Annotated in this window: 24 protein-coding genes; 16 read left to right on the top strand and 8 right to left on the bottom strand. The window is 70.7% G+C overall.

The features are described from left to right. Positions 1-32: 32 nt before the first annotated feature. From OG714_RS40010 to OG714_RS40000, 3 genes are read left to right on the top strand one after another with little or no spacing between them, the layout of a single operon-like run. Positions 33-1,961: a tetratricopeptide repeat protein gene (locus OG714_RS40010; protein ID WP_406128470.1), complete on the top strand. Its 1,929-nt coding sequence runs from the start codon at positions 33-35 to the stop codon at positions 1,959-1,961. Beyond that, entirely contained in the window at positions 1,958-3,673 is a 1,716-nt protein-coding gene (locus tag OG714_RS40005; RefSeq protein ID WP_406128468.1) for a nickel transporter, read from the top strand. Before OG714_RS40010 ends, OG714_RS40005 begins: the two co-directional genes overlap by 4 nt. A 45-nt stretch (positions 3,674-3,718) precedes the next feature. Continuing rightward, complete coding sequence (locus OG714_RS40000) at positions 3,719-5,335, top strand: serine/threonine-protein kinase (RefSeq protein WP_406128467.1); 1,617 nt, start codon at positions 3,719-3,721, stop codon at positions 5,333-5,335. A 4-nt stretch (positions 5,336-5,339) separates the two neighbouring features. Here OG714_RS40000 and OG714_RS39995 read toward each other — a convergent pair whose 3' ends face one another. Continuing rightward, entirely contained in the window at positions 5,340-6,146 is an 807-nt protein-coding gene (locus OG714_RS39995; protein WP_406128466.1) for an SGNH/GDSL hydrolase family protein, read from the bottom strand. Positions 6,147-6,431: 285 nt separating this feature from the next. Between OG714_RS39995 and OG714_RS39990 the strand changes: the two genes are divergently transcribed. The 6 genes from OG714_RS39990 to OG714_RS39965 all read left to right on the top strand — a co-directional run bounded on the left by OG714_RS39990 (position 6,432) and on the right by OG714_RS39965 (position 15,313). After that, positions 6,432-7,640 carry a S8 family peptidase gene (locus tag OG714_RS39990; RefSeq protein WP_406128464.1) on the top strand — a complete coding sequence of 403 codons (1,209 nt, stop codon included), beginning with the start codon at positions 6,432-6,434 and terminating at the stop codon, positions 7,638-7,640. Positions 7,641-7,814: 174 nt separating this feature from the next. Beyond that, the gene (locus OG714_RS39985) at positions 7,815-8,240 is read left to right on the top strand and encodes a hypothetical protein (protein ID WP_406128462.1); all 426 of its coding nucleotides are present in this window, start codon (positions 7,815-7,817) and stop codon (positions 8,238-8,240) included. Positions 8,241-8,608: 368 nt separating this feature from the next. Beyond that, complete coding sequence (locus OG714_RS39980) at positions 8,609-9,472, top strand: glycosyltransferase family 2 protein (RefSeq protein WP_406128460.1); 864 nt, start codon at positions 8,609-8,611, stop codon at positions 9,470-9,472. After that, entirely contained in the window at positions 9,469-10,524 is a 1,056-nt protein-coding gene (locus OG714_RS39975) for a glycosyltransferase family 2 protein (protein WP_406128458.1), read from the top strand. Before OG714_RS39980 ends, OG714_RS39975 begins: the two co-directional genes overlap by 4 nt. A 144-nt stretch (positions 10,525-10,668) precedes the next feature. Continuing rightward, the gene (locus OG714_RS39970; protein ID WP_406128456.1) at positions 10,669-11,469 is read left to right on the top strand and encodes a polysaccharide deacetylase family protein; all 801 of its coding nucleotides are present in this window, start codon (positions 10,669-10,671) and stop codon (positions 11,467-11,469) included. After that, complete coding sequence (locus tag OG714_RS39965; protein WP_406128455.1) at positions 11,462-15,313, top strand: lipopolysaccharide biosynthesis protein; 3,852 nt, start codon at positions 11,462-11,464, stop codon at positions 15,311-15,313. Before OG714_RS39970 ends, OG714_RS39965 begins: the two co-directional genes overlap by 8 nt. A gap of 42 nt (positions 15,314-15,355) precedes the next feature. Here the strand turns inward: OG714_RS39965 and OG714_RS39960 are convergent, their stop codons facing one another. Then, positions 15,356-16,771, bottom strand: coding sequence for a GH39 family glycosyl hydrolase (locus tag OG714_RS39960; protein ID WP_406128453.1), 1,416 nt, complete (start codon positions 16,769-16,771; stop codon positions 15,356-15,358). A 208-nt stretch (positions 16,772-16,979) separates the two neighbouring features. On the opposite strand from OG714_RS39960, the gene OG714_RS39955 reads away from it, so the two are divergent. After that, a complete protein-coding gene (locus OG714_RS39955; RefSeq protein ID WP_328684271.1) occupies positions 16,980-18,074 on the top strand; it encodes a DUF5925 domain-containing protein in 1,095 nt (364 codons plus the stop codon). A 97-nt stretch (positions 18,075-18,171) separates the two neighbouring features. Here OG714_RS39955 and OG714_RS39950 read toward each other — a convergent pair whose 3' ends face one another. Beyond that, positions 18,172-18,543: a GntR family transcriptional regulator gene (locus tag OG714_RS39950; protein ID WP_406128451.1), complete on the bottom strand. Its 372-nt coding sequence runs from the start codon at positions 18,541-18,543 to the stop codon at positions 18,172-18,174. A 111-nt stretch (positions 18,544-18,654) separates the two neighbouring features. On the opposite strand from OG714_RS39950, the gene OG714_RS39945 reads away from it, so the two are divergent. Both OG714_RS39945 and OG714_RS39940 read left to right on the top strand, forming a co-directional pair. Continuing rightward, complete coding sequence (locus tag OG714_RS39945; protein ID WP_406128450.1) at positions 18,655-19,584, top strand: GNAT family N-acetyltransferase; 930 nt, start codon at positions 18,655-18,657, stop codon at positions 19,582-19,584. After that, complete coding sequence (locus tag OG714_RS39940; RefSeq protein ID WP_406128448.1) at positions 19,565-20,065, top strand: DUF402 domain-containing protein; 501 nt, start codon at positions 19,565-19,567, stop codon at positions 20,063-20,065. The genes OG714_RS39945 and OG714_RS39940 overlap by 20 nt, the downstream gene beginning before the upstream one ends. A gap of 39 nt (positions 20,066-20,104) precedes the next feature. Here the strand turns inward: OG714_RS39940 and OG714_RS39935 are convergent, their stop codons facing one another. After that, the gene (locus OG714_RS39935) at positions 20,105-20,713 is read right to left on the bottom strand and encodes a class I SAM-dependent methyltransferase (RefSeq protein ID WP_406128447.1); all 609 of its coding nucleotides are present in this window, start codon (positions 20,711-20,713) and stop codon (positions 20,105-20,107) included. A 136-nt stretch (positions 20,714-20,849) separates the two neighbouring features. Between OG714_RS39935 and OG714_RS39930 the strand changes: the two genes are divergently transcribed. Next, positions 20,850-20,984 (top strand): hypothetical protein, encoded by a 135-nt coding sequence (locus OG714_RS39930; protein ID WP_267930306.1) that lies wholly within the window; start codon positions 20,850-20,852, stop codon positions 20,982-20,984. A 27-nt stretch (positions 20,985-21,011) separates the two neighbouring features. On the opposite strand, the gene OG714_RS39925 is transcribed toward OG714_RS39930, so the two are convergent. Then, positions 21,012-21,464 carry a GNAT family N-acetyltransferase gene (locus OG714_RS39925; RefSeq protein WP_406128445.1) on the bottom strand — a complete coding sequence of 151 codons (453 nt, stop codon included), beginning with the start codon at positions 21,462-21,464 and terminating at the stop codon, positions 21,012-21,014. A 193-nt stretch (positions 21,465-21,657) separates the two neighbouring features. Here OG714_RS39925 and OG714_RS39920 point away from each other — a divergent pair, with 193 nt between their 5' ends. Further along, positions 21,658-22,692: a lytic polysaccharide monooxygenase gene (locus OG714_RS39920; RefSeq protein ID WP_406128443.1), complete on the top strand. Its 1,035-nt coding sequence runs from the start codon at positions 21,658-21,660 to the stop codon at positions 22,690-22,692. A 64-nt stretch (positions 22,693-22,756) separates the two neighbouring features. Here the strand turns inward: OG714_RS39920 and OG714_RS39915 are convergent, their stop codons facing one another. Both OG714_RS39915 and OG714_RS39910 read right to left on the bottom strand, forming a co-directional pair. Then, positions 22,757-23,617, bottom strand: coding sequence for an esterase/lipase family protein (locus tag OG714_RS39915; RefSeq protein WP_406128441.1), 861 nt, complete (start codon positions 23,615-23,617; stop codon positions 22,757-22,759). 146 nt (positions 23,618-23,763) lie between these two features. Beyond that, the gene (locus OG714_RS39910; RefSeq protein ID WP_406128439.1) at positions 23,764-24,207 is read right to left on the bottom strand and encodes a MarR family winged helix-turn-helix transcriptional regulator; all 444 of its coding nucleotides are present in this window, start codon (positions 24,205-24,207) and stop codon (positions 23,764-23,766) included. Between the two features lie 95 nt (positions 24,208-24,302). On the opposite strand from OG714_RS39910, the gene OG714_RS39905 reads away from it, so the two are divergent. Both OG714_RS39905 and OG714_RS39900 read left to right on the top strand, forming a co-directional pair. Then, a complete protein-coding gene (locus OG714_RS39905; RefSeq protein WP_406128437.1) occupies positions 24,303-24,677 on the top strand; it encodes a cupin domain-containing protein in 375 nt (124 codons plus the stop codon). Positions 24,678-24,838: 161 nt separating this feature from the next. Beyond that, entirely contained in the window at positions 24,839-25,045 is a 207-nt protein-coding gene (locus tag OG714_RS39900; RefSeq protein ID WP_406128436.1) for a hypothetical protein, read from the top strand. Positions 25,046-25,073: 28 nt separating this feature from the next. On the opposite strand, the gene OG714_RS39895 is transcribed toward OG714_RS39900, so the two are convergent. Beyond that, entirely contained in the window at positions 25,074-26,054 is a 981-nt protein-coding gene (locus OG714_RS39895; protein WP_406132116.1) for a DNA polymerase thumb domain-containing protein, read from the bottom strand. Positions 26,055-26,058: the final 4 nt, after the last annotated feature.

Below are 26,058 nucleotides of genomic sequence, written 5' to 3'. Positions count from 1 at the left end.
CACTGATCCACCCAGGCGATGGAGGAAACGGCATGGCCCCGCGCGAGAACGACAACAAGCCGCCGGAGGGCGAACCCGGCGAAACGCCGGTGCCGGTGCCCGCGGCGGCGGAGCGGGAGTGGGAGCGGCTGTGGGAGCAGGGGGACGATTCGGGGGGCGAGGACGAGGGCGAGGGGAAGGTCGACGGAGAGGTGGTCACCGAGACCTCCGAGACCGCGGCCGAGGCCTCCGACGCCTCTGGCGACACCACCGCCACCGAGACTCGTGACACTCCGAGCCTCACCACCGCCAAGGCCCCCGAGCCGACCCCCACCGTCGACGACGCGGCTCCGGCCTCAACTCCCGCGCAGAGCAACGCGGATGAACCGGTCTCCGCCCACGACCACGACCACACCGACGGGCCGGTCCCCACCCACGACCACGCCACCGACGGGTCAGGCTCGCCCCACAGCCACGACCACGGACCGGCCACTCCCCACAGCCACGACCACGATCACGACCACACCGACGGATCGGTCGCCCCCCACAGTCACGCGACCCCCGACGACGACCCGACCGCCGCCCCCACTCACCCCCACTCCCACTCCCACGCCGACGACGACCGCGTCGCCGCCGTTCGCCGGGTGGCCGCCGCGAGTCGTCGCTGGCGGGCCGTTCAACTCGCCGGTTGTGCCGCCCTGTTGGCCGTGGCGATGACCGCCGGGGCCATTGCCATCGGGGCGGCCAAGGACAGCGGGGCCACGGGGGCCGCCGCGTCGAGTGCCGTGTCGCCGGAGCTGCTGGCCAGTGGGAGTCTGGACGCGAGTATCGCCTCGCTACAGGCTCATCTCAGGACGCAGCCCAAGGACTTCGACGGGTGGGCGACGCTCGGGCTGGCGTATGTGGAGCAGGCCAGGACGAAGGGCGACCCGTCCCGGTACCCGCAGGCGCAGGCCGCGTTGCAGCGGTCGTTGAAGATCTCGCCCGGCAACGAGAACGCCCTGGAGGGCCGGGCCGCGCTCGCCGCCGCCCGGCACGAGTTCGCGGAGGCGCTGACCTACGCGGACCAGGTACTGAAGGAGAACCCGTACAGCGAGCGGGCCCTGTGCTCCCGGATCGACGCGCTCGTCGAACTCGGCCGCTACGCCGACGCGTCGAAGGCCGCCGACCTCGCCGACGCCCGCAAGCCCGGCGTCCCGGTCTTCACCCGGTACGCGTACGTGCACGAGCTGCGCGGTGACGTGACCACGGCCCGCAAGGTCCTGGAGCAGGCCCTTGCGGCCGCCACCTCCCCCGGAGACATCTCGTACGTGGCCGGCACGCTCGGCCAACTCGCCTGGAACCAGGGCGACTACAAGACCGCGCTCGACGACTACAGCCGCGCCCTGGCCGCCGACGAGAACTACCTCCCCGCCCTGGAGGGCCGCGCCCGCACGCAGGCCGCCCTGGGCGACCGCGCCGAGGCCATCAAGGGCATGGAGCTGGTCGTCTCCCGCTACCCGCTGCCCCAACCCCTCGTGGAACTCGGCGAGTTGTACGAGAGCCGGGGTGCCGAGGGCGACAAGGCGAAGGCCGACGACCAGTACGCCCTCGTCGACGCCTGGATCGCCCTCGCCCGCGCCAACGGCGTCAACGCCGACCTGGACACCGCGCTCGCCGCCGCCGACCACGGAGACGTCAAGTCGGCCCTGAAGGCGGCCCGAGCCGAGTGGGCCCGCCGCCACACCGTGCACACGGCGGACGCCCTCGCCTGGGCCCTGCACGTCAACGGCCTCGACAAGGAGGCCCTCCCCTACGCCCGGCAGGCCACGGCCACCGACTACCACAACGCATCGTTCATCTACCACCTCGGCATGATCGAACTCGCCACCGGCCACAAGGCGGACGGCCGCGCCCACCTGGCCAAGGCCCTGAAGCTGAACCCGGGCTTCTCACCGCTGGGCGCGAGCAAGGCCCGCAAGGCGCTGGAGGCGACCAAGTGACGCCGGTCCGCCGCCTCCGAGTGAGGCCCGCCCGCCGCCTGTTCGCCTCCGCCGCGGCCGTCCTCACCGCCGCCGGCGCGCTCCTGCTGGTCCCCACGGCCGCCGCGAGCGCGCACCCCCTCGGCAACTTCACCGTCAACCGCTACGACGGTCTCGTGGTCGCCCCGGGCGAGCTGCGGGTCACGCACATCGAGGACCTGGCCGAGATCCCGGCGACCCAGGTCAAGCCGGAGATCAAGCAGTTGGGCATGACCGAGTGGGCCCGGCAGCGGTGCGACAAGGCCGCCGAGGGCAGCAAGGTCACCGTCGACGGCCGTACCGTCGCCCTCACGCCCGGTACCAGCACCGCGCGCCTGCGGCCCGGGCAGGCCGGGCTCAACACCCTGCGGGTGGAGTGCGGTTCGACCGCCGCGCTGCCCAAGGGGAGCACGGTCACCCTCGGCTTCCACAGCGCGGGACTGACCACCGGCCCGGGCTGGCGGGAGATCACCGCGCGCGCCGACCGGATGACGCTCACGAAGTCGGACGTGGCGACGAAGTCGAACTCGCACGAACTCACCAGCTATCCCAAGGACTTGCTCTCCTCCCCCGACGACACCACGACCGCGTCCCTGCACGCGCGCCCCGGCGGCCCGGCCCTCACCGACCGGTCCACGTCGGAACCGCCCGCCGCCTCCGTGCTGCCGCGCGGCGCCGACCGCTGGACGGAGGCCCTGAACAACCTGGTGGCCCGCCACCACCTCACCGTCGGCTTCGCCGCCCTCGCCCTGCTCATCGCGATCGCCCTGGGCGCGATGCACGCGCTCGCGCCCGGCCACGGCAAGACCCTGATGGCGGCCACGGCGGCCGCGCGGGGCGGCCGCGCCCGCCTCAAGGACGTCCTCCCGCTCGCCGCCTCGGTCACCGTCACCCACACCCTCGGCGTGGTCGCCCTGGGCCTCCTGGTCACGGCCGGCTCCGCCGCGACCCCCTCGGTGATCGCCTGGCTGGGCATAGCGAGCGGTGTCCTGGTCCTCTTCGCGGGCACCAACCTCGTACGCCGGGCATGGCGCAACCGCCCACGCCCACAAGCCAGTTCACACCCTCACCCGCACCCGCATCCCCACCCCCACGATCACGAGACCGCCAAGGCCCCCGAGCGTTCCCTGGTCCTGGTCTCCGCGCACGCCCAGGCCGGGTCCGCGGCCCCCCGCACCGAGACCCACGCGCACCCGCACCCGCACAGCCACGACGACGACCACGTCCACAGTCACGACCACGGCGACACGCACGACCACGGCCATGACCACCCCCACGCCCATGGCCACACGCACGATCACGCCGTGGAACACACGCACGGCGGCTTCACCCACACCCACGACACCGCGCCCACCGTCCGCGGCACCATCCTGCTCGGCTTCGCCGGTGGGCTCGTGCCGAGTCCGTCCGCCGTGGTCGTCCTCGTGGGGGCCGCCGCACTCGGTCAGGCGTGGTTCGGGCTGCTGCTCGTCGTCGCGTACGGCGTCGGTCTCGCCCTCACCCTCACAGCCGCCGGATTCGCCGTCGTCAAGCTGGGTACAGGAATGAACCGTGTGCTGGACCGGCGCCCCCGCTGGACCACCAGCACCGTGGCAGTCCTGGTCCGCCGGACCGCACCGCTGGCATCGGCGCTCGTCGTCGTGGCCCTCGGGGTCGGATTGGTGCTCAAGGGGGCGGCATCAGCGCTCGGCTGAGTTACGTTTGGCGAGAATTCGCCCGGCTGCGAATGGGGGGAGCCCATGTCCGAAGATCCGGGCACTGAACGTGTGATCGCGGGCCGCTACCGGCTCCTGTCCCCCCTCGGTGAGGGCGGGATGGGCACGGTGTGGCGGGCCCGCGACGAAGTACTGCAACGCGAGGTCGCGGTCAAGGAGGTGCGCGCGCCGGCCGGACTGGCGTCCGATGACGTCGAGCGGATGTACGCCCGGCTGGAGCGCGAGGCGTGGGCGGCGGCGCGGGTCGCCAACCGCAACGTGGTGACGGTGTACGACGTGGCGACGGAGGACGGCCGCCCCTGGATCGTCATGGAGCTGGTGCGGGGCATGTCCCTGGCCGATCTCCTGGACGCCGAGGGCCCGTTGACGCCGCAGCGGACCGCGCACATCGGTGCCGAGGTGCTGGCCGCGCTGCGGGCCGCGCACGACGCCGGGGTGCTGCACCGGGACGTGAAACCGGCCAACGTGCTGATGTCGAACGACGGTCGGGTCGTACTGACCGACTTCGGTATCGCGATGGTCGAGGGCAGTTCGGCGCTCACCATGACCGGCGAGGTCATCGGCTCGCCCGAATTCCTCGCCCCGGAGCGGGCGTTGGGCCGTACGCCGGGCCCCGAATCCGACCTGTGGGCGCTGGGCGTCCTGCTGTACGCGGCGGTCGAGGGCCACTCGCCGTTCCGCCAGAACACCCCGCTGAGCACCCTGCGTGCCATCGTCGACGAGGAGTTGCCGACCCCGCGGCTGGCGGGGCCGCTCACCCCGGTCATCGAGGGACTGCTGCGCAAGGACCCGGCCGAGCGGATGTCCGCGGAGCAGGCGGAGCAGGACCTGCGGCTGGTGGCCGCGGGCGGTGCTCCTCGCGCGTCCACGGCGCCGACGACGCCGTACACGCCGACGATGGCGGGGTCCCCGCGGGACTCCTACTCCCAGCAGGAGTCGCGGACGCCGCCGCAGGGCTTCGGGCCGCCGCCCGCCTCCTACTCGACGCCGACGGCCGCGGACGAGCCGCACCAGAACCGGCGGGCGGCCGCCGTGATCATCGCGGGTGTGGTCGCGCTGGCCCTGGCGATCGGTGGGCTGACGTACGCGCTGCTGAACGGGAACGGCGACGGGGACTCGAACGCGGGCAAGAGCAGCAGCAGCCCCAAGAGCCAGCCCTCGGACAAGACTTCGCCCAGTGCGAGCAGCGAGACCACGGCCGCGAGCGAGACACCGAGCCCGAGCGCCAGCAAGTCCTCGTCGGCGCCGCAGTCGGTGAAGGCGACGGTGGAGGGTGCCAACACCGAGTACTCCGGCAGCTGTCCGCCGCCGAACGCGAAGGCGCCGACGTTCACGGCCAGCATCACGGTGGGGAAGCTGCCCGCGGAGGTGTCCTACCGGTGGGTGACGAAGACCGGTTCGGTCTCCAACCCCGGCTGGAAGACGCTGTCGTTCCCGTCGGGCGGTGGGAAGACCAAGCAGGACCGGGTGTTCCTCACGACGTACTCGAACAGCGGGACGTTCACGAACGAGATCAGTGTCGAGATCCGCAGCCCGGTCAAGGGGGAGTCCAACTCGGTGCCGTTCTCGGTGACTTGCCTGACGGAGACCCCGTCGGACGGGGCCTCCGCATCGGATTCGGCATCACCCTCGGACGAGTGAGACGTCAGGCCGCGCTGGTGAACACCGGCAGATAGCCGCCGGACTGGCCGCCCGCGGTCGGGTGGTACGACTCGCTGATGCTGAGCAGGTTGAGGCTGTGCAGCCAGGAGCTGCCGGAGCAGATCTCGTGGCCGGTGAACGGGGTGCGTACGTCGCCGAAGGCGAAGCCGTGGTCGGCGGCGCGCTTGGCGAGGGCGGCGTCGAGGTAGTCGGCCGCGCCGTTGATGGCGGAGCGCTTGGTCGCGGAGAGGCCGAGGCAGGTGGTGCCGAGTCTGTAGAAGCGCGGGTAGCCGAGCACGACCACGTGCGCGGAGGGGGCTTTGGCGCTGATCGTCGAGTAGACCTTGTCGAGAAGGCCGGGCAGTGTCGAGTCGACGTACGCCTTCGCGGTGGCGATCCGGGTGAGGCAGGCGCTGTCGGACTGCAGGACGCAGGTCGTCATGACGTCGCTGAAGCCGGCGTCGTTGCCGCCGACGCTGATCGAGACGAGGCCGGTGGAGGTGCTGAGGGTGCCGAGCTGGTTGGCGAGAACATCACCCGTACGAGCGCCCGAGCAGGCCTTGAAGTCGAACGTCGAGGGTGAATGCGCGGCCGCCCAGAGGTAGGGGTAGGCCTTGGTGCTGCGGTCGCAGGACCCGCTGGAGCTGATCTTGCTGCCCGCGCCGACCCCGGAGGAGTAGGAGTCGCCGAGGGCTACATAGCCGCCGGTGGCGGCGAGTTGGGACGCCTGCGCCGTCATCGCCCCGGTGAGGGCGAGCGCGGCGGCGAGGAGGAGCGAGGTCACGTATGCCGTAAATCGGGAACGTCTCATGGAACCTCCCTTAGCAGGATCTCTGCCACAACCGTCGTACCAACGACACGCATTGACGGGAAGTGTCCATGCCAATAGAGAGGCCGACGGAGAGCTGGATTGCGTGCTCATGACAGCTCTGTGACAGACCGTCAACTCCCTTGAACCACACCGGTTCATGACCCAGGCTTTGCTCAGCCTTGGCGCGGAACGCAACGCTCCACGGCCGTGCGCGCGTCAACGCGCGCATCCCCACAGTCGCGCGCCGACCCGGGCGCGCGCCGCCTGGAGGAGGACTCCCTCGTAATGGCACTCCTGCGTAGCAACAAGCTCCGGCTCGCCGCGATCACCGGCGCCGCCACCGCCGCTCTCGTCGGCGGGCTCACCGCACTCCCCGCCCAGGCCGCCCCGGCCACGGGCACGGTACTGGCCGCCGGCTCCCCCACAGCCGTCGACGGCAGCTACATCGTCACCCTCAAGAAGGGCGCCGGCCTCAAGGCGTCCTCGGCCGCGGGCAAGGGCCTGATCAAGGGGTACGGCGGCACGGTCACCAAGACGTTCGGCACGGTGCTGAACGGCTACACGGCGAGCCTCTCCGCCGCCGAGGCCAAGAGACTCGCCGCCGACCCGGCGATCGCCGCGGTGGAGCAGAACCAGCGCGTCCACCTGACCGACACCACCCAGTCCAGCGCCCCCTGGGGCCTGGACCGCATCGACCAGGCCGCGCTGCCGCTCTCCGGGACGTACACCTACCCGGACAGCGCGGGCAGCGGTGTGACCGTGTACGTCATCGACACCGGCGTGCGGATCACCCACACCCAGATCAGCGGCCGCGCCGCGTACGGCTACGACGCGGTCGACGGCGACACCACCGCCTCCGACGGCAACGGCCACGGCACGCACGTGGCGACGACGATCGCGGGCTCGACGTACGGCGTCGCCAAGAAGGCGAACATCGTGGCGGTCCGGGTGCTCGACAACAGCGGCTCGGGTACGACGGCCGGGGTGATCGCGGGCATCGACTGGGTGACCTCGAACCACACCACGCCGGCGGTCGCCAACATGTCGCTCGGCGGCTCCGCCTCCACCTCGCTCGACACGGCGGTCGCCAACTCCATATCCAGTGGCGTTACTTACGCGGTCGCGGCGGGCAACAGCGCCGCCAACGCCTCCTCGTACTCCCCCGCCCGGGTCGCCACCGCGATCACGGTCGGCGCCACCACCAGCACGGACGCCAAGGCCAGTTACTCCAACTACGGTTCGATACTGGACATCTTCGCGCCCGGCTCGTCGATCCTGGCGGGCTACAACACCAGCGACACCGCCACCGCCACCCTGTCGGGCACCTCGATGGCGACCCCGCACGTGGCGGGCGCGGCCGCCGTATACCTCTCGGGCCACACCTCGTCCACGCCGGCCCAGGTCGCCACGGCCCTGGTGAGCGGCGCCACTTCGGGTGTCGTGACCAGCCCGGGCACGGGTTCGCCGAACCTGCTGCTGAAGCTCGTCTCGTAACACCCGTCCGCTCCACCCGAACAACGGTTCCCCGGAGGCAGCACACGCCTCCGGGGAACATCCATTCGGGCATACGCGAGAACCGGTGCAAGCGGCCTCCGCACCTTGACGTGCCCGGTCGGGCTGCGCGACATTGAAGCCCGGCATCCGGCGCGCTGGGGGGCAAAGTCGCCAATGCAGACCTTCCGTACCAAGAGACCATTCATCGCCGACACCGAGCGGGCACGACCAGGACCGGGGAAGGACCTGGCGCCACTGCTCGCGGGCGCGGCGGTCGCCGTGGGAGGCACCGGCGCGCTGCTCGCGCTCGTCGACTCGGGATCACCGTTGCGCGGTCCGCTCGCGCTGTTCTTCCTGTTCGCGGCACCGGCCGCGGCAATTGCCGCGGTGTTGCGCGGACTTGATCCCTTCGGCCGCGTTCTCACCTCGGTGGCGGGCGCGGTGGTCGTCGACATGCTGGTGGCCCAGGGAATGCTGGCCGTGCACCGATGGTCGGTCGACGGCGGAATCATCGCGGTGGCGGCGATCAGTGGCCTGATATCGCTATCGGTATTCATACGGCATATGCCGGGCCGTACAACGGCTGACAAAGTTGTGTAACGGTCAAACCAACAAAAACGTGAGGCCTCCTTCCAGGTCTTGCCATACAGGTTCAATCATCAATACCGTCGTACATCTCACCCGCACTGGTTCATCATCGAGCGGCTCTAGGGGAGGGCTCAAGGACCGCGATGGATCCGGGGCGGGGCGCGGTAGGGGGGTGCCGTGCTCGGTGACCGTATTTGTGACCGAGTCGTCCGCGCGGCCGGCTTTCATGTTTTCCGGGGGTCGACCAGTTTTGCCAGCTCACCATGCGCGCACGGAGATTCATTTCTCCGTGGCGCCCGTGAGAACCCCCCTTTCGAACCGGAGCACAGAGCCGGGCCGCCCAGGGGCGGGCGGTCCGCCGGACGAGAGGGACCAGACTCGTGAGTTCTGTTCTGCGCCCAGCTGCATCGGGCCAAGATCCGTTAATGTCGGTCGAATACCGGCCGATCTCCTCTCACCTGGCGATCACACCGCCGGTGAGCGTGGTGATTCCCGCCATGAATGAGGCGGAGAATCTCCCCTACGTCTTCAAGACACTTCCGGCGTGGATACACGAAGTGGTTCTTGTGGACGGCAATTCCACCGACAACACCGTCGAGGTGGCCCGCGAGCTGTGGCCCGGGGTCAAGGTCGTCGAACAGCAGGGCAAGGGCAAGGGGGATGCCCTGATCACCGGGTTCGAGGCCTGTAGCGGCGACATCATCGTGATGGTCGACGCGGACGGCTCGGCCGACGGGAACGAGATCGTCAGCTATGTCTCCGCCCTCGTCTCGGGCGCGGACTTCGCCAAGGGCTCACGCTTCGCCAACGGCGGCGGCACGGACGACATGACGTTCATCCGCAAGCTCGGCAACTGGGCGCTGTGCACGATCGTCAACCGCAAGTTCGGCGCTCGCTACACCGATCTCTGCTACGGATACAACGCGTTCTGGCGGCACTGCCTCGACAAGATCGACCTCGACTGCACCGGCTTCGAGATCGAGACGCTCATCAACATCCGGGTGGTCAAGGCCGGCCTCAAGGTGCAGGAGATCCCCAGCCACGAGTACCTCCGTATCCACGGCACGAGCAATCTGCGCGCCGTGCGGGACGGGATCCGGGTGCTCAAGGTGATCCTCAAGGAGCGCTCCAACCGGCGTGCGCTGCGCCGTCGTTCGCACTCCACGATGATCGACACGCTCGACCCGCAACGCGATCCTCAGCTCGACCCGCAGCTCAACTCGGTTCGGGGAGAGGTGTCTTGAGCAGTCATGACATCTCTGTCGTGATCTGCGTCTACACCGAGGACCGCTGGGAGGACATCCTCGCGGCGGTCTCCTCGGTGCGGGCACAGTCACGGCCCGCGCTGGAGACGTTGCTGGTCGTCGACCACAACCCCGCTCTCCTGGACCGACTCACCAGGGAGTACAAGGACTTGAAGGAGACGGGCGAGGTCCGCGTGCTGGCGAACGCGGGCCCGCGCGGACTGTCCGCGGGCCGCAACACCGGCATCGCCGCCTCGCGCGGCGAGGTCATCGCCTTCCTCGACGACGACGCCGTGGCCGAGCGGGAGTGGCTGCGGTACTTCGCCGAGGCGTACACCGATCCGAAGGTGATGGCCGTCGGCGGCCGCACGATGCCGATCTGGGCGTCGGGCCGCCGGCCCGTCTGGTTCCCCGAGGAGTTCGACTGGGTGGTGGGCTGCACGTACAGGGGCCTGCCGCCGGGCCGGGTCCGGGTGCGCAACGTCCTCGGCGGCAACGCCTCTTTCCGGCGTACGGCGTTCGACGCGGCCGGCGGCTTCGCGACCGGTATCGGGCGCGACGGCGACAAGCGTCCGCTGGGCGGCGAGGAGACGGAACTCTGCATCCGGCTCACGCGGGCCAGGCCCGACGCCGTGCTGCTGATCGACGACCGGGCGGTGATCCACCACCGGGTGCCCCCGGTGCGCGAACACTTCGGGTACTTCCGTACGCGCACGTACGCCGAGGGCCTCTCCAAGGCGCTGGTGGCCCGAAGTGTCGGCGCCGACAAGGGACTTGAGTCCGAGCGCCGGTACACGACCCGGGTCCTGCCGGCCGGCGTCGCACGCGGCCTGCGCGACGCCGTGCTCGCCCGGCCGGGCGGCGCGGGCCGGGCGGCCGCGATCGTCGCCGGGGTGTTCACGGCGGCGGGCGGGTATGTCGTCGGAAGCGTCCGGGCCCGGCGCGGCGGGGCCACCTACGCGGTGGTGGAGATCGAGGGGGACGCACACGGCCGCGGGGGCGGGCGCGGGCGTGGGCCTGGAGGCGGTAATGAGCACGGGGGTCGGACATGAGCACGGGGAGGCACGCGGGCGCGGGGACGCACACGGACGCAGGGAGACACCCGGACGCGAGGAGACACCCGGGCATGGGGACGACGCGCCCGAACGCGCCGACGTACCCAGGCGCGGTGGCGGCAACGAGCGCGGGGGTCTGCCATGAGTGACACACCGGTGCCGATCCTGATGTACCACTCGGTGGCCACCGCCCCGAACGACGCCACCCGCGCCCTGTCCGTCGCGCCGGAGGCGTTCGCCGAGCAGCTGGCTCTCCTCGGCGACCTGCGCTTCACGCCCGTCAACACGGCTGATCTGGCGGCGAGTTGGCGCTCCGGCAAACCGCTGCCCGAGCGCCCGGTCCTGATCACCTTCGACGACGGCTACGAAGGCGTGCACCGGCACGCGCTGCCCGCGCTGGCCCGACACGGCTTCGCGTCCACCCTGTTCGTCTCCACCGGCTGGATCAGGGGCGCCCACGACACCGGCGGCGGCCTGGACACCATGCTCGACTGGGACCAGTTGCGTGAACTCGCGGGCGCGGACGTCGAGATCGGCGGCCACAGTCACACCCACCCTCAGCTCGACCAGCTCGACGACGAGGCCCTGCGTACGGAGCTGGTCCGCTGCCGGGAGATCGTCGCCGACGAACTCGGCGCCGTACCCGTCTCGTTCGCGTATCCCTACGGCTACTCCAGCCGCCGGGTGCGCCAGGCGGTACGGGAGACCGGGTTCGCGCAGGCGCTCGCCGTCGGCAACGACCTCGCCCGGCGCCGCCAGGGACCGTACACCCTGCGGCGGGTAACTGTTCGCCGCAGTACGGGAGTCGAGGAGTTCGAGCGGCTCGTCGAGGGCCGTGCGATCGCCCGCAACTTCGCCAGGGACCGTGCCCTCACCCGGGGTTACGCCATGGTCCGCAGAGCTCGACAGGTCCGCCGGAAGGCCAGCCGTTCCCGTGTCTGACACGACGACCACCACCCAGGACGCGGCGCCCGAGACCGAGGCGCCCCAGCAGACGGGGCGCCGGCTGCGCCTGCCGGGAAGGGGCAGGTCCCCCGGCGGCAGCCCGCTGTTCCGCAACGCCTACGCCCTGATGCTCAACACCGGGATCTCCGCGGTGCTCGGGCTGGGCTACTGGCTGATCGCGGCCCACTACTACTCGCCCACCGCGGTCGGGCAGGGCTCGGCGGCGATCGCCGCGATGAAGCTGCTGGCCGGGCTCACGGCGGTCACGCTGACCGGCGCCCTGGCCCGCTTCATCCCGGTCGCCGGACGCGCCACCGGGCGCCTCATCTTCCGTACGTACGCGGGCAGTTCGATCGTCGTCGCGCTCGGGGCCGGGATCTTCCTGCTGACGCTGAACGACTGGGGACCCTCGTACCGCTTCCTGCACGGGCCGGTCCCCGCGCTCGGCTTCGTCGTCGCGGTCGTCGCCTGGAACCTGCTCACGCTCCAGGACGGGGTGCTGACCGGGCTGCGCAGCGCGCCCTGGGTGCCGGTGGGCAACACCGTGTTCTCGGCGGTGAAGTTGGCGCTGCTGGTGGGGCTCGCGACGGTGTTCGCCGCGAGCGGTGTCTTCGTGTCCTGGGTCGCGGCGATCGCGTTCTCCGTGGTGCCGCTCGGCTGGCTGGTGTTCCGGCGGCTGGTGCCCCGGCACATCAAGGCGACCGAGGAGCACGCGAAGCCGCCGACACTGCGGGAGATCGGGAGGTTCCTCGCCGGGGACTACACCGGCTCCCTGTTCTCGCTCGCCGTGGTCTACCTGGTGCCGGTGATCATCGCCTCGCAGGTCAGCTCCGAGGACAACGCGTACTTCTACATCACCACGACGATAGGCGGCACGATCAACCTGCTCGCCATCAACATGGGCGCCTCGCTGACCGTCGAGGGCTCCCACGACCCGGCGCGCATCGCGGCCAACACCCGGGCCGCGCTCAAGCGCATGGCCCGGATCATGCTGCCGATCTGCGGGCTGCTGTTCATCGGCGCCCCGTACATCCTGGGCGTGTTCGGCGCGGGCTACGCGGACGCGGCGACGCCGCTGCTGCGCTGGTTCGCGGTGGGCGCGCTGCTGCGGGTCCTCATGGAGACGTACTTCGCGGTGCTGCGCGCGCAGAGCCGTACCGCCGGACTCGCCTGGCTACAGGGCCTGTTGTGCGTCCTCGTGCTCAGTCTGACGCTGCTGCTGCTCCCCCGCATGGGCCTGACCGGCGCGGGCGTCGCCGAGATCTCCAGCCTCGCGGTGATCGTGATGATCGCCGCCCCCAAGCTGTTCAAGACGCTCCGGGCCGCGCCGGCCGCGAAGTCGCCCGAGGACGCGGCACCGGACGGGGACCTCGCCGACCTGGGGGCGCGCGAGGTCCCGGCCGCACCGCGCCGTCGCGGTCCGGCCTGGGCGCTCGACTCCGACACCCTCGCGCTCGGCATCCACGTCGACTTCGACCACCTGGAACGCCGGCCCGACGTACGCCCGGGCCCCGGCACCCCGCCCACCGGCACCCCGATCGTGTCCGGCGACCAGCGTCCGACCTGGGCGCTCGGCATCAAGCGGTCCGAGGCCGTCGGGCTGCCCGTGGAGGAACGTGAGCCCGGCTCGGAGTCCTCACTGAGCCCGTCCGCCGAGCCGGAGGTGGACGCGCCGTTCGAGCCCGCCAACGGCTCCGACCGGGTGGTCGTACCGGAGGAATCGCTCGTACGGGAACAGGCGCGGGAGGACGCGGCGGAGAAGGAGCGGAAGGCACAGGAGTCCGAAGTCCCGCCGCCCGCCCGGCCGTTGTCCCTCCGCGAGCGCCTGATGCCCACGCGCCCCGGGGTCGTCCTCGGCTGTCTGCTGGTCGCCGCGCTGCTCCTGTACTGGGTGCCCGCGGCGCGGCTGGGCGAGTCCGACCTGGACCGCATGGGCGGGCTCGGCCTGATCTCGGTGCTGCCGCTGCCCACGCTGGTCGGCGCCGCGCTGCTGATCGTGGTGTTCGCCTCGCTGCTGTGGCTGGGCCGCGAGCACAAGGCACTGCTGCTGATCACCCTGCTCGCGACCGTCGTCTCGCTGCACGCGCTGCCCGCGGTGATCGAGACCGAGCCGCGCTTCCCGACGGCCTGGCAGCATCTCGGGTTCATCGACTACATCGACCGCACCGGGTCGGCCGTGCCCGACCTGGACGCGCGCTGGAGCTGGCCGGGCTTCTTCGCGGTGGCCGCGTTCATCGGCAAGGCCTGCGGGGTCACCGACTGGACCGAGGTCATCCGCTGGTGGCCCACGGCCATCCAACTCGCCTATCTGGCACCGATGTTCCTGCTGGTGCGCTCCCTGCGGGCGAGCTGGCGGGCGAAGTGGACCGGCATCTGGATCTTCGTGCTCAGCGGCTGGGTCGGCCAGGACTACTTCTCCCCGCAGGGCTTCACCTTCCTGCTCTACCTGGCCTTCGTGGCGATCCTGCTGGTCTGGTTCCGGGCACCGCACGTCCTGTGGACGAGGATGCGGCCCGGCGAGGCGGAGGTCGAACCGACCGACCGGCGTCAACAGGCCGTCCTGCTCCTGGTGTTGATCGGTCTGTTCGCGGCGAGCGTCCCGGCCCACCAGCTCACGCCGTTCGTGATGCTGGGCGTGCTCACGGTCCTCGTCCTGACCGGCCGCTCCGAACTCCGCGGCCTGCCCATCCTGTTCGGGGTGCTGGTCGCGGTGTGGCTCGGCTTCATGGCCGAGCCGTACTGGTCCGGGCACTTCAACGACCTCTTCGGCGGGGTCGGCGGCGTCGGCAGCAATGTCTCGACGTCCGTCTCCGGCCGTATCCAGGGCGGCAGTTCGACCCACAAGCTGGTCCTCTACACCCGCGTCCTGCTGGCCGGCGGCGTCATGGCCTTCGCCTGCTGGGGCTGGTGGCGCCGCCGCGACCACAAGTACCGCGAACGCTCCCTGCTCGTCCTCACCTTCGTCCCGTTCCTGGGCTTCGGCATGCAGTCCTACGGCGGCGAGATGGCGCTGCGCGTCTTCATGTTCGCCGTTCCCGGCGCGGCCCTGCTCGCGGGCCTCGCCCTCTTCCCGCGCACCGGCGCCACCGCCAAGGAGCGCGAGAAGGACCGCATGAGCCTCGCCCCGCTGGCCGCCCTGATCGCCGGGCTGCTGCTCATGAGCGGCTTCCTGGTGGCCCGTTGGGGCAACGAGGGCTTCGAGCGGGTGCGGCCCGGCGAGGTCGCGGCCATGAACTACGTGTACGCCCACGACAAGCCGACGGTACGGCTGCTGTGGCTGAGCAACGACACGGTCAACGACGTGACGCCGGCGATGCCGTGGGGCGCGAAGGACATGGAACGCGTCAACTACGTCCCGACGCTGGCCCCTTCGGACCCGGTGCTGGTGTCCGGTCTGGTCAAGGCGCTCAAGGACGCGGGCCCGAACTCGTATCTGATGCTCAACAAGAGCCAGGTCGTCTCGCTCCAGCTGGACGCGGGCTACTCGGCGACCTGGGAGTCCCGGCTCATCCAGAACCTGGACAACCGGCAGGAGTTGAAGAAGGTCCTCGTCAACGCCGACGTGACCATGTACGCGCTGCGCGAGCAGCCGGCCGGCGCGGTCCCGAAGCCCGATCCCGGTCCGATCGGACCGCAGATCACCTGGACGCCGTGGTCGGTGGTCGGCGCGCTCGCCGCGCTCGCGCTGATCCTGATGCTGACCGCCCGCGAGGTCGTCCGGGTCGCGGTCCGGCCGAGTGTGCGTCAACTGCGGTGGCTTCAGAGCAGTTTCTGGTTCTCGCTGCCCCTGCTGGCGGTGCTGCTGGCCTCGCTGGTGCAGCGGTTCCTGACGATGAAGTAGCGGGGTTCGATGAAGTAGCGGTGTTCTACGGCGTCAAGTGGCTCATCGGGTCAGCCACTTGACCCCGTAGGCCGCCATCTCGAACTGCTTCCCGTCGACCTTCGCGCTGATCTGCCGGTCCAGGGTGTTCACGACCAGGATCGTCCTGTCGGTGGCGAGGACCCGTACGTTGGGCACGTCGTCGGCGGCGACCGGCACGGTCTCGTACGTGGTGCCGGGTCCGAAGGCCGCGTCGAAGCGGGAGACCAGGTCGTACATGGGCAGTTGCTTCCCGCCGTCGGAACCGTCGGTCGGTGTCCACAGGCAGCCCGCGCAGTCCGTGCCCTTCTCGTCCTCCGGGTTCCAGTAGAAGGCGGAGGTGGCGCCGCCCTTGGCCATGGCGATCATGCCGGTGGCCTGGACGGCGACGCGGTGGGTCTCGGACCAGCCCTTGCGGTCGTCGTTGCCGTCGGCGGGCTCTACGTAGTACTCGGCCCACCACAGCGGCAGATCGTGCGTCTGCTCCCGAACCCACTTGCTGACCGCGGTGAGTTTGTCGGTGGCCCCGAACTCGTTCGGCAGCAGGTCGTCGTCGTTGGTGTAGCTGGAGCCGTCGACGACCACGAAGTCCGCGCCGGCCTTGTTCTTGTTCCAGTAGTCGAAGGCGTCGATGATCCGCTGGTCCATCGCGCCCCAGGGGCCCTTGAAGGTGCTGGAGGCGTTCGCGTCGCGCGGGTCCACGCTGTCCATCACGAGATACGGCCCGCCGACCATGATCTTCGGGTTGACCTTCTTCAGCGCCTTGTAGACCAGGTTGTAGAGCTGGGTGTAACCCTCGTAGTCCCAGCGCTGTTTGGCGTCGTTCCAGAAGCCCTTGAACTCGTTCCACACGATGAAGTGCGTGACGTCCGGGTACCGCTTGGCGACGGTCGCGGCGAGCGCCGCGTAGTCCGCGTAGTGGTCGGGCTTCGGCGCCGTCTCCAGCGAGGCCTGGCTCCAGTCGGTGTTGTCGACGCCGGACTTGCCGCCCTTCATCCAGTCCGGGGAGCAGCACAGCGTGATGACCGGGGTACCGCCCGACTTGCGCATGAAGTCGATACGGCGGTCCAGGGCGCCGAAGTCGTAACGCCCCTTCACCGGCTCGGGGTTGTCGGCGCCCCAGCCCATGATGGCCTGGTCCTGCGGGAGTTGGGACTTCTCCAGCAGCCCCTCGACGCGCTCGGTCGCGGTGTCGCTGCCCTCGTCGGCGCTGTACTGGGTGTGGGTGAAGCCCCAGCCGACCTCGGGCCGGTCCTCGTCGGGCGGGGTCGCCGGGGTGCCGTGCACCTTGTCGCCGTCGCGCGAGGTGCCCGTGGTGCTTCCGCCGCCGGGAAGCGTGTTGATCAGGGTCACGATCAGCGCCAGTGCGGCCACTCCCACGCCGAGCAGCGCGGTGAGCCGCCACCGCAGTGCCCCCGAATTCCACCCATGACGTCCCATCAAGGGCAACAGTAACGTCGGTTCCTGGCGGTGGGGCAGGTCTCCGCGTGCACAGCCTTGTAACAGGGCGGAGGGGATACACGGCGGACACAGCCAGGAGGCGGCGGACACGGTCCGGACACATCGGATGCGGCGGACGGAGGCGACACTGGGGGGCGCACTACGGAAAGCGGGTGCACACGGCGTCCGTGTGCCGGATCATGGCCCCATGTCCGCTAACCCGCACGACGCGCTGCCGATCCGGCTCAACGTCGACGACTCCGACTCCCCGTCCGATGTCGTCGACGCGCTGTTCCTCGGCCGGTTCGCGACGGGCGAGCAGCCGTACTCGCACGCGGCGAACATCGACCGCGTCCGGACCGGGGCGACCCTGCTCCCGCCGGGCGCCCGGGTGCTGCGCGCCGCCCGCGACGACGACCGCAGCGCGACGCTGGCCGAGGGCGACGGCTGGACCCTGCTGATCTCCCGCTGGAACCGGGGCGCCGACGTCACGGTCACGGCGACCAGTGAGGAGCTCGCCGAGAAGGTCCTCGACCAGGCGACCGACGGCGCGGCGGACGAGCCCGAACCGCAGCCGGAGAACGTGACGATGGGGTTCTGGTACGTCTCCCCCAGGCGCGGCCCGCACCGCACGACCCGGCAGATCTCGGCGGGCACATGGGACGAGGTGCGCGCCAACTACACGCGTCCGGTGGCCGATGCGATGGACACCCTGATGAAGACGACCCCGGAGGACATCGCGGGCCGGCTGCTGTTGCTGCACGGCCCGCCGGGCACCGGCAAGACCTCGGCGCTGCGCACGCTGGCCCGTTCCTGGCGGGACTGGTGTCAGGTGGACTGCGTGCTGGACCCGGAGCGGCTGTTCAGCGACGTCGGCTATCTGATGGACATCGCGATCGGCGAGGACGACACGACGGGCAAGGGCCGTTGGCGGCTCCTCCTGCTGGAGGACTGCGACGAGCTGATCCGCGGCGAGGCGAAGCACACGGCGGGCCAGGCCCTGTCCCGGCTCCTCAACCTCACGGACGGCCTCCTCGGCCAGGGGCGCAACGTCCTGGTCGGCGTCACCACGAACGAGGACCTGGAGCGCCTCCACCCCGCCGTGGTCCGCCCCGGCCGCTGCCTCGCCCGTATCGAGGTCGGCCCCCTCACCCGCAAGGAGTCGGTGAACTGGCTCGGCACGGAGGAGGGCGTGGGCCGCGAGGGCGCGACCCTGGCGGAGCTGTACGCCCTGCGCCGGGGCACGCAACCGACCTCGGTACCGGACCAACGGGAGGGCGCGGACGCGGGGTTGTACCTGTAGCGACACCGGCTGCGCTACGCCTCCGTCCGGCCGGCGTTCATCCCCGCCGCAACGGCGCTCGGCCACAACGGTGCGTCACGGCGGTGCCGAACTCCCCTCACCCTTTCCCGTAAGCCGCCCGCAGGGCATCCCGCACAGCCGCCACCGCATCCCCCTCCGTAAGCCCCAGCCGCCGAACCTTCTCCGCGTAGACCTGCGCGGCGGCCGCCGCCTCCCGCTCCGCGGCCGAGCCCGCCGCGGCGACGAACGTCCCGTTGCGTCCGCGTGTCTCGATCACCCCGTCCGTCTCCAGGGCCCGGTACGCCTTGGCGACGGTGTTGGCGGCGAGGCCGAGCGACTCGGCCAGTCCTCGTACCGTGGGCAGCTTGTAGCCGACCGGCAGCGCTCCGGACCGGGCCTGCTTCGAGATCTGGGCGCGGATCTGCTCGTACGGCGCCGCACTGTCGTCGATGTGGATCTTCAAGGTCACGGCCCGATTGTCCCGCACCCACCGCGGAACGCGCCCGCCGGAAATCCGGCGAAGGCACCCGCCGGAAAATAGGAGGCACTCCGGCGCGGCCCCGCCGTAGCGTGCGACTCCATGACCGTGATCGTGCGTGACCTGAACCCCGACCTCCGAGCGGACCTGGAAGGCTTCGTCCAGGTCCGTCGACTCGCCCTCCCCTACATGCTGTTCACCCCGGACTCCGTCGCCCACGACATCGCCCGTGCCCACCCGGAGGCCCGGCTGCGCAGGCTGGTCGCGGAGGAGGACGGCGAGATCATCGGCACGGCCCAGGTGGGCATCGCCTACGAGAGCCCGGAGCCGGGCCAGGGCTTCGTCAACGTGTACGTGCACCCGGAGCGCAAACACCGGGGCGCGGGCTCGCTCCTGGTCCGCACCGCCGAGGAGCATTTGGCCGCCCAGGGCGCGACCAGGCTCTACGCCTGGGTCCTGGACGAGCCGGCCAACCGCGCCTTCGCCGAACGCTTCGGCTATACGGCGAGCCGCTCCGCGCACTTCCTCCGCCTGGACCTGGCGCACGGCACCCTGCCCCCGCTCCAGGACCCGCCGCCCGGCGTGGAGATCCGCCCGGGCTCGGACTTCGCCGACGACCCGCGCCCCCTGTTCGCCCTGGACTCGGAGGCGACGCTGGACGAACCCAGCGACATCGACACCGAGTTCACGGACTACGAGGCCTGGCTGGACGAGACCTGGCAACACCCCTTGTTCAGCCCGGAGTTGACGTCCGTGGCGGTCGTCGGCGGACACCCGGCGGCCTTCAGCGCCGCCCGCACGGACGGCGGCACGCGCTACGGCACCGTCATGACCGGCACCGCTCGCGCCCACCGCGGCCGGGGCCTCGCCAAGCTCGCCAAGAACGACTCCCTGCACCGCGCCCGCGCCGCCGGCTACACCGAGGCCTTCACGGGCAACGACACCGGCAACGGGCCGATGCTCGCGATCAACAAATGGTTCGGCTACGAAACCTGCGCCACGGAGGTGCGCCATGTCCGTGAACTCACCTGATCCCGCACGCCGGTTGGACGTCGTCCTCGTCAAGGCGGGCCGCACGAAGATCCGCTACTCGGCGGAACTGCTCTTCGACGACGGCACCCGCCTCGCCGTCCGCGCCCCGTGGGCCGGTGACGGCGTCCGCGACTTCGGCTTCGTGCGCTTCGAGAGCGGTGACGTGTTCACCGAGTACTACTGGCGGGACCGCTGGTACGCCGTGAAGGAAGTCCGGGACGGCACCGGGCAGTTGAAGGGCTGGTACTGCGACATCGCCCGCCCCGCCACCCTCTCCGGCGCCGAACTCGTCGTAGAAGACCTCGATCTGGACCTGTGGATCTCCGCCGACGGGACGGACGTACGGCGCCTGGACGAGGACGAGTTCGAGGAGAGCGGGCTGGCGGAGTCGGACCCCACGGCCGCGGCGGCGGCCGTGGCGGCGCTCGACGAGCTGGAGAGGCTGGCCCGTGAGGGCGGGTTCGACGAGCTGGTGGCATGACGTCGGGCGCGGCGTCGGGGTGACGGCGGGCGGGCCGGGCTACGGCACCGCCACCACCGCGTACCGCTCGTCGTCCACGGCCCCGCCCCACAGCAGCGGGTCCCCGGACAGCCGCTCCACGCGCACGTGCCCGGCGTCGGGCACCAGGGGTGCCAGGAGTCCGGCGAGGCGGTCGGCGGGTATGCCGACCGGGCTGACCGTCCCCCAGCGGCCCTCGATCAGCACGAGCCGGCCGCCGGGCCTCAGCAGCCCGCGCCAGTGCCGCAGGACCCGGGCGGGGTCGGGCAGCGTCCACAGCACGTGCCGTACGAGGACGACGTCGAAGCGCTGCTCGCCCACCGGGGGCGCGGCCGCGTCACCGATGAGGAACGCCGCGTCACGGCCGGCCAGCTTCGCGCGGGCGAGGTCGATCATCGCCGGGGAGAGGTCGACGCCGGTGACGTGGTGTCCCTGCTCGGCCGCGAGGAGCGACAGGGTGCCGGTGCCGCAGCCGAGGTCGAGGATGTCGGCCGCTCCGGCGGGCAGCCAGGAGCGCAGCCGGTCGGCCCAGGCCCGGCGGATCTCCGGGTCGCGCAGGCCGTGATCAGGCTCTTCGTCGAAGGCGGCGGCCTCCGCGTCCCAGTCGAAGTTCGCTACAGGTTCACTCATGCGCCTAGCGTGACACCCACCACTGACAGTCCCATCGTGACAGCGGCCACAGACAGATCCCCGCCGATGAGTCACCCTCCCGGGAACGGTCCACCCCGTGAGAACACGAACCCCGGGTGGACACAAGGAGGCAGCCATGCGCCGCGTGACCGTGCAGAAGCCCCTGAAGAAGTCGGACACCCGTCGGGTACGGGACGAGACCGACGAGCGCCCTGTAGAGCGCCCCGAGGTCCGAAAGGACATCGCCCGCACATGGTGGCCGGACGGCTGACCCCGGTCCGCCTCCTGCCTGCCCCGGTCAGCCCAGCCGCTTCCGGTAGTGGACGCGGTCGTACGGCCCGTCCGTGCGCCGCTCCACGACCTCGTACCCGAACTTCGGGTAGATCGCCTGGTTCTCCCACATCAGCGCGTTCGTGTAGAGCCTGACCTCCGGCAGTCCGAGCTCCCGCGCGTGTGCGTCCACGAAGCGCAGGAGCAGCCGCCCGACGCCCCTGCCGTGCGCCTCGGGGTGGACGGCGATGCTGTCGAGGAACAGGTGATCGTCACGCTCCTCGATCACCACCAGCCCCGTCATGGGGTCTCCCGTCACGAACACCCGCCCGGCGGCCACATTCGCCATGTGGTCCGCCTCCATGGGCTGCGGCACCACACCGATGCGTGGAATGTAGTGGCGGTACGCCATGTCGGTCACGGCCTTGACGACGGGCACATCGGCGACGACCGCGACGCGAACCCCGTCCGGTCCACTCATCCGCGACACCTCTCCGGGCTCACGGAACCGTCCCTCCCTGAGCCCTCGGTTAGCCCTGCCTTAACACCACCATAAGGATCTCCCTCTCCCCTCTCCAGCAGGCGATTCCGCGGTTTCCAGGGGCTAGTTTCTGATCACCCCCACAGGATCCGTCCGCCGCGCCGAGCACCGTCCGAGGAGTTGGAGTTCCCCCATGCCCGCACGCCGCAAGGTCGCCGCTGTCGCCGTCCTCGGGATGACCCCGCTCGCCCTGACCGCGCTCGCCGCGACGCCCGCGGCGGCGCACGGTTCGATGGGCGACCCGGTCAGCCGGGTCGCGCAGTGCTACGCGGAGGGTCCGGAGCACCCCAGGTCGGACGCGTGCAGGGCGGCGGTCGCGGCCGGTGGCACGCAGGCGCTGTACGACTGGAACGGCATCAGGATCGGTGACGCGAACGGGCAGCACCAGACGCTGATCCCGGACGGCAAGCTGTGCAGCGCGAACAACGAGGAGTTCAAGGGCCTCGACCTGGCCCGCGCCGACTGGCCGGCGACGAGCGTGAGCAGCGGCTCGTACACCTTCAAGTACCGCGTGACCGCACCGCACAAGGGCACCTTCAAGGTCTACGTCACCAAGTCCGGCTACGACCCCGCGCAGCCGCTCGCCTGGGCGGACCTGGACCTGGACCACCCGGTCGCGACCTCCACCGACCCGGTCGCCACGGGCGGCTTCTACACCTTCTCCGGCACCCTGCCGCAGCGCTCCGGCAAGCAGCTCCTGTACGCGGTCTGGCAGCGCTCGGACAGCCCGGAGGCGTTCTACTCCTGCTCGGACGTCAGCTACGGCGGCGGTGAAAGCGGCAGCGGCACGGGCGCCAACGGCGGCGGTACGAAGGGCAGTTCGGCGGGCAGGTCGACGCCCACCCCGGCCGCTCCCACGACTCCCGCGCCCACCGCCTCCGCCCCTTCCGACCAGCAGATCGCGGCCGGTGCCGACAAGTCGACGGTCGAGCACCACGGCCACGGGGACGCGGACGCGAGCACCTCGGCGGAACCGGTCGCCGCGACGACACAGGCCAACGAACCGCAGGCGGCAGGGAGTTCACAGAACCTCGCCGCGACCGGCGCCAACGACAACTCGCCGTATCTCGTCGTGGGCGGCGCGGCATCCCTGGCGCTCGGCGCCGCGGCCCTGTTCGCCTCGGTCCGCCGCCGCGCGACCAACGGCGGTGGACGGCACGGCCGTTAGTACGGCCCGTGCAGGGGGCGGGGCCTGTCCGGCGGCTCAGGTCGGACAGGTCCCGCAGGCGCGATCAGCTCAGTGCCGACAGGCAGTTGGTGGTGGTGGCGTGCGCGGGGTCGAGGGCGTTGGCGACCTCGTGGAAGGCGATCCGGTCCGTCAGTCCCAGCAGGGCGTGCTCGGAGAGATCGAGTGAACACAGGTTCTGGATCGGCACGTTGTGCACGTCGGACCCGCTCAGGAACTGGCTGCTGTACGGCGTGACCACCTCGTCGTACCGGGTGGCGATGACCGTGTAGTGGACGCCGGGCACGGTGTCGCCGCCCGCGTTCAGCTTGGCGAGGAAGGCCGAACCGGCGACCTGGTCGGCGAGGGCGGGTGCGGCCGAGGCGATCACGTCCTCGGCGCCCGGGAAGTACGGCAGGAGTTTGGTGAGGCCGTTCAGGGTGGTGCCGTGGTTGTCGGGCGCGATACCGACGAAGGTGTCCACCTTGGCGGCTCCGCCGAGGAACTTGAGGTAATAGCGGGGCATCATGCCGCCCTGCGAGTGCCCGACCAGGTCGACCTTCGCGGCGCCGGTCGCGGCGAGCACCTTGTCGACGTAGACCTGGAGTTGGGCCGCCGACTCGTCGATGGGGCCGAGGCCGTATACGAGGGGGACGCCGGGGAGTTGGCCGTAGTCGAGGGAGAAGACGCAGTAGCCGCGGGCCGTCAGGTAGGGCGCGAGGGCCAGCCAGTTGTCGGTGCCGTTGGCGAAGGTGCCGTGCACGAGGACGACGGGGTCGGGGTGGGCGGCGGAGGGCTCACAGCTGTAGTCGTTCCAACCGCTGCTGGACGCGGTCGACGCCTGGGCGGTGGCGGCGGGTACGGCGACGACCGCGGCGGTCAGAAGCAGTGCGGTCAGGGGTCTGAGCACTCGTTTCCAGGGCAGCATCGTGTGATCTCCTTGCGGCTCAAGGGAGTTGCGACGGCCTTACGCCCTGTGATCCGGATCACAAGAATGCTGTTCACTCGTCAAGTTACGAGCGAGTAGGTGAAGTGTGAAGTTACGCGTCAGTAAAAACTTCCAGTGGTAACCGGTCACCAGGTGGGCCTGAGGGGACCGTAGGGCGCAATACGCCGCAAACGGTCACACAACACGCGCACTTCACTCTCACCCAGCAGTTCGACCCAGGGCTCCACGGCCTCCAGCGCCGCCTCCTCCGCCGCTCGCGTACAGGCCCAGCCCAACTCCGTGAGCACGACCAGCCGGGCGCGCGCGTCTCCGGGGTGCGGACGCCGTTCGGCGTACCCCTTGCGCACGATCTCGTCGACGAGCTGACTCGCGGCCTGCTTGGTGATTCCGAGGTGCGCGGCGAGATCGGTGGCCGTCGCACCGTCCGGCGCGAGCCGCGCGAAGGCGAAGCCGTGCGCCGGGCGCACCTCGAAGCCGCGCGCCACGACCCCGTCGTTGATGCGCTTCGTCAGGTCGCCCGCGGCGGCGAGCAGGGCGGCGGTCAGGGCGATGGCCTCGGAGTTCTCCACGACGGCATTGAAACACCCTTGACGGATTGGTCAAGCTGCTTGACCATGTTGGGCATATGGTCAAGCAGCTTGACTAACTACTCCCGGAGGCAGTCATGCCCGTCATCCACCCGTCCGACGCCGTCGTCCACGAGATCCACGGCGCCCGCTTCGTCTCGTACGCCCATCCCGGCACCGGCAGCAAGGAGTTGTGCGCGTGGCGGGGCGAGATCCCCGCCGGCACCAAGGCGCCCCTGCACACCGTCAACCGCGAGGAGATCCTGCACATCCTCGAAGGCGAACTGGTGATCACACTCGACGGCCGTACCGAGCGGGTCGGCGCGGGTGACACGTTGATCATCAACCCGGGGGCGACCTTCGGCGTCGAGAACCCCACCGACCGGACCGTGCTCACATGGGTCACCACGACCATCGGCCTGGAGGCGGAGCTGGCGGACGGCACGCGCATCGTCGCACCGTGGGCCAACTGACGTACGGACAAGGCGCCTTGGTCGCATGCGGACAGCGACCGCACGACGTTCCCGTTCCGTAAGGTTTTCGACCGCCCCAGCCGCACCGAACGGGGCGAAGCTGAGCGGTGAACGTGGGCGGGTACCGCCGCGGACGTATCGATGCGGGGAATGGAGTGACCATGTTGGTCCGCGGAATCGGCGGGATCATCCTCGTCGTGCTCGGCGCGGTCTGGATCGCGCAGGGCATCGGCGCGATGAACGGCTCGGCCATGTCCGGCCACGGCCAGTACGCGGTGCTGGGCGTGGTGGTCGCGCTGATCGGGCTCTTCCTGCTGCTGCGTGCCTGGCGGATACGGAAGAACCCCGACCTCCACCAACGCCCCTGAGCGTATGGACAGTTGTGGCCGACAGAGGTCAGTCGGCCAGCGCGGCCGGGCGTACCGCCTCCTGCCCGAAGCGTCGCCGGGCACGGTCCGCGGCGGCTTCGACCGCGCGGGCGCGGGCGTCCGCCGGGTCCATGGAGAGCTGACGGTAGGCGCTGCCGGCCGGCCGCAGGTCGTCGGCGCGGAGCACGAAGGCACGGACGCGGGCGCGTTGCAGCCCGAGGGAGGTCAACAGGCCCAGGGCGGTGGCGGCGAGGGCGGGTGAGTGGTCGGTGGGTTCCGGCAGGGCGCGGGTGCGCGTGGTGGAGGTGCTGTCTGCGTAGCGGACCGTGAGGGTGAGTCGGCCCGCGAACTCCCTTTCTCCACGCAGGCGTTGGCCGATCCGGTCGGCAAGTTCCAGGACGGCTCGGTGGTGTTGGGCCGGGTCCAGGCAGTCCCGGCCGAGGACCAGGTCGGCGGCCAGATGTGCCGCCGGTTCCGCGGGCACGATCGGGCGGGGGTCGTGGCCGAGGGCGCGCTCGGTCAACAGCCGTGCCTGGCCTGCGCCGAGGAGCCGTTGCAGGGTCGCCGGAGGCAGGTCGGTGAGCTGGCCGATGGTGTGCAGGCCGTACCGGTGCAGCGTGTCCGCCGTCGCGCGGCCGATGCCGGGCAGTGCGGTGACCGGCCGGGGGTACAACCAGTCGGCCGCTTCCCCGGTGGGCACCGAGGTGGTGTCCCCTGGGGCGGACGCGTCGGCCGCCATCGCCGCCAGCATGCGGTTGCCCGCGAGACCGGCGCTGCTGTCGATGTCGTAGTGGGCCTTCAGTCTCATCTTCACCGTCTGGACCGCGTCGTAGGGAGACATGTCGAAGTACCGGAGCGCCGAAGTCAGGTCCACCTGAAGGGCGTTGGGCGGGATGGCCTGGACGTGAGGCGTGATCCCGGACACCAGTTCGATTATGTCGTCGTACCGGGCCTCTCTCAGCGCGGCATGCAGATGGAAGTGGGCGATGTGCCGCCGCCGCGTGGTCATCCCG

This window comes from Streptomyces sp. NBC_00989 (assembly GCF_045162655.1).
In the GTDB taxonomy this organism is placed as follows: Bacteria; Actinomycetota; Actinomycetes; order Streptomycetales; family Streptomycetaceae; genus Streptomyces.
The sequence above is the reverse complement of the archived record's forward strand: the minus strand, read 5'-3'. Positions and strand labels throughout refer to the sequence as shown.